The organism is Tissierellales bacterium (assembly GCA_035301805.1).
GTDB lineage: Bacteria > Bacillota > Clostridia > Tissierellales > DATGTQ01 > DATGTQ01.
Genome location: DATGTQ010000114.1, coordinates 1 through 3852 on the forward strand (window position 1 = coordinate 1; position 3852 = coordinate 3852).

Annotated in this window: 2 protein-coding genes; both read left to right on the forward strand. The window is 27.1% G+C overall.

Annotation, left to right across the window (positions count from 1 at the left end):
* The coding region (locus tag VK071_05195; protein HLR34712.1) for a 5'-nucleotidase C-terminal domain-containing protein at positions 1–2630 on the forward strand (2630 nt) is incomplete at its 5' end.
* A gap of 957 nt (positions 2631–3587) precedes the next feature.
* Positions 3588–3852 (forward strand): UTRA domain-containing protein (locus tag VK071_05200; protein ID HLR34713.1); only part of this gene is annotated, 265 nt, incomplete at its 3' end.

The following is a 3852-nucleotide window of genomic DNA, read 5'->3' on the forward strand; positions in this document are numbered from 1 at the left end:
ATATAAAAGCAGGAGGTCTTGCTATAAGAGACTTATCTAACTTATATAAATATGATAATACAGTATCAGTTATAAAATTAACTGGTTCAGATGTAAAAGAATGGTTAGAGTTCTGTGCTAATATGTTTAATACAATAAATCCTAACTCAACTAAAGAGCAAGACTTAATAAACAGAGATTTCCCTACATTCAACTTTGACGTATTAGATGGAGTTGAATATGAAATAGATGTAACTAAAGCTCCTAAGTATGATAAAAATGGACAAGTAATAAATCCTAATTCTTCAAGAATATACAACTTAACTTATAATGGACAACCTATAGACTTAGACCAAGAATTCTTAATAGCTACTAATAACTATAGAGCTGGTGGAAATAGCTTCCCATGGCAAGGTAGACAAGAAATAGTTTATAATAGTACAGATGAAAGTAGAGATGTATTAAAGCAATATATAGAAGATGCTGGAAGATTAGAGCCAAGCGTAGATAACAACTGGAAATTTAAAGCTGTAAATACAAATGCTAAAGTATACTTTACTTCTCATGAAAATGGAGCAAATTACTTAGCAAACTATCCTGCAATATCAACAGAAAAAGAAGTAGCAGGAGATAGATTATACAAATATTACTATGATTTATCAAACACTCAAGAAAAAGAAGAGTCAAATAAAATAACAATATTACATACAAACGATACTCATGGTAGATTAAAAGCTGATAGTAAAGTAATAGGTATAGATACTGTTGCTGCAATAAAAAATAATACTAAAAACTCAATATTAATTGATGCAGGGGATACTATACACGGTTTACCATTTGTAACATTAAGTAAAGGTCAAGATGCAGTTGATTTATTAAATGCAGCTGGATATGAATATATAGTTCCTGGTAACCATGACTTTAACTATGGATACTCAAGATTAATGGAATTATTTAAAAATAGTGTAACATTAAAAAGCGGTGAAAATAAACTTAGATTATTAGCTTCTAATATAAATAAAGATGGAAAATCTGTGTTTGAAGCTAATCACATAAAAGAAATGGAAGTTAACGGAAAAACTGTTAAAGTTGGATTCTTTGGTATAGCTACACAAGAAACAGCTTACAAAACTAATCCAAACAATGTTAAAGGGATAGAATTTACTAGTCCAGTAGATGCAGCTAAAGAACAAGTTGAAGAGTTAGAAAAACAAGGTGCAGATGTAATAGTAGCTTTATCACATGTTGGTACTGATGAAAGTAGTGATCCTACAGCATATGATGTTATAAAAGCTGTTGATGGTATAGATGTATATGTTGATGGACACAGTCATACAACATTTAAAAATGGTGAAAAAGTAAATGATACTTTATTAGTAAGTACAGGAGAATATTTATCAAACCTTGGTAAAGTTGAAATAGAATTAGATGAAAATAATGAAGTAGTAAATGCTACTGCAAGCCTTATAACTAAAGAAGAAGCTTCAAAAGTAACTCCAGATGCAAAAGTTGCTGCTAAAATAGCTGAAATAGATAAAGCACAAGGTGAAGTATTATCTGAAGTAATAGGAAAAAATACTATAGAATTAGATGGAGAAAGAAACAGCGTAAGATTTGGAGAAACAAACTTAGGGAACTTAATAACTGATGCTATGATGGATGAAACTGGTGCAGACTTAGCTATAACAAATGGTGGTGGAATTCGTGCTAGTATAAAAGTAGGAGATATCACAAAAGGTGATGTAGTAAGCGTTTTACCATTTGGTAACTTTGTAGTTACAAAACAACTTACAGGAGCTCAAATAAAAGAAGTTCTTGAATTTGGTGTAAGAAGCTATGGAGAATCTTTAGGTGGATTCCCACATGTAGCAGGTATAAAATTTGTAGTAGATCCAAGCAAGCCAGTTGGAGATAGAATAATATCTTTAACTATAAATGGTGAAGCTTTAGATATGAACAAAACTTATACAGTAGCAACAAATGACTTTACTGCAGCAGGTGGAGATGATTACCCATGCTTTGCTGATGTTCCAACAATAAACGAATACTCTTCATTAGAAGAAATATTAGCAAACTTTATAAAAACTTTAGGAACTGTTAGCTATACTAAACAAGGTAGAATACTTGCTGGTACTATGGTTGATGGAGTTATAAAAGTAGAAGTTGAAAAAGAGTACTTAAAAGATATCTTATCACAAGCTATGAAAGCTGGACATACAGTAAAAGTAAGTGAAGAAGAAGGAAAAACAATAGTAAAAATATACAATGCTAAAACTAAAACGGAAGAATTAGTAGCTATATTAGAAGTAAAAGATGCTACAGTTGAAGAAGTAAATGCATTAGTTAATGAAATAAATAAAGAAATCGAAGATGAAACTACTAATCCAGGAAATGGAAACAATGGAAGTAATGATGAAAATCAAGGTGGAAATGATTCAGATGATGAAGATGATAAAAACCAAGGTGGAAACAACTCAAATGGTGGAAATACTTCAAATAACAATGGAAGCCAAGATGAAAATAACTCAAATACTACTAAACCATCTAATCCACAAACAGGTGATGCTAGTATATTAGGGTTTGTAGGTATAGGAATAGCTTCTATAGCTGGTATATTTTTTAATAATAGAAGAACAAAAAATATAAAATAAACTTTTAATTAAATAATATAATCCCCTTATATAGGCACAAAATAAAGCATTATATAATTATGCTAAATGTGACTATGATAAGGGGGGTTTTCTATATGATAATTCATCATATAAATTTAATCATATCTAAGATCGAATCTCTAAATATATTAAAAATTACACATAGACTATGAAGAATAAAAAATTTAAAAACTTGTAACAAAAATAAAAATAAAATACACTAATATTTGAAGTTAAATTAGGAGGTGAGTTTTTAGATGATATAAATAAGCCATATAATATGTATGCAAAAAATATGTTTATTTTTTGAGGAAAGTAAAATTATGTTATTAATGGGGATATGTATAAATATAAATATAAATGTAATAGGTATATTAATATGAGTTACAATACCTGCTTTAATTTTAGGCACCATAACGAATTTTATATTTAAAAATAAGTAAATAACTTTAATATAATTCAAATTTAAAAGTAGGGGTGTATATATTACTATTTTGATTTTAAGATAACTTATACAATGGATATTCGTTTAAAGGTTATATAAATTTGTATTTGAAACTGAAGAATACAAACTATTTAAAAGTAGATATAATAAAAATAAAGTAAAATATTTCATAATAATAGATGTAGGAGATATAACAAATAGAGCTATTTTAATAAATTAAATAAAATTATAATTTCCTAGTAGAATTAGAAAATAATTATATACCAATAAATTATATAATTCAAATAGAAACTTTATAAAATAAATTGACGTGAGAAAAAGTCTACACTACCATATTGGTATAGATTAATATAAAAAATAAGATATTAGCATTTGAAATAGGTACTCAGAATAAAATTATAAGAGAGAAGTTAGAGATAAAAAATGAATATGATCTTATTTATAAAATAAAAAGGCTTAGAATAATAGATAATGAACCTTTTGTCTTATAAACTGTATATATTCCAGAAAAAATGTGTTTTGGATTAAAAGAAGTTTTAAAAGAAGATGATTCTTTATATAAGATATTTAGAAAAGAATATAATTACAAAATAGAAAAAGCAATTCAAACAATAGAACCAATAACTTTAAATAAGGAAAGCTCAAATCTTTTAAATAGAGAGTTAAATTCACTTGCTTTAAAATTTGATAGAAAAGTATATACTCAAGATAAAAGCATATTAGAGTATACTATATCAATTTTTACAAGTGATAAGTATCAATACCAAATTATGATGA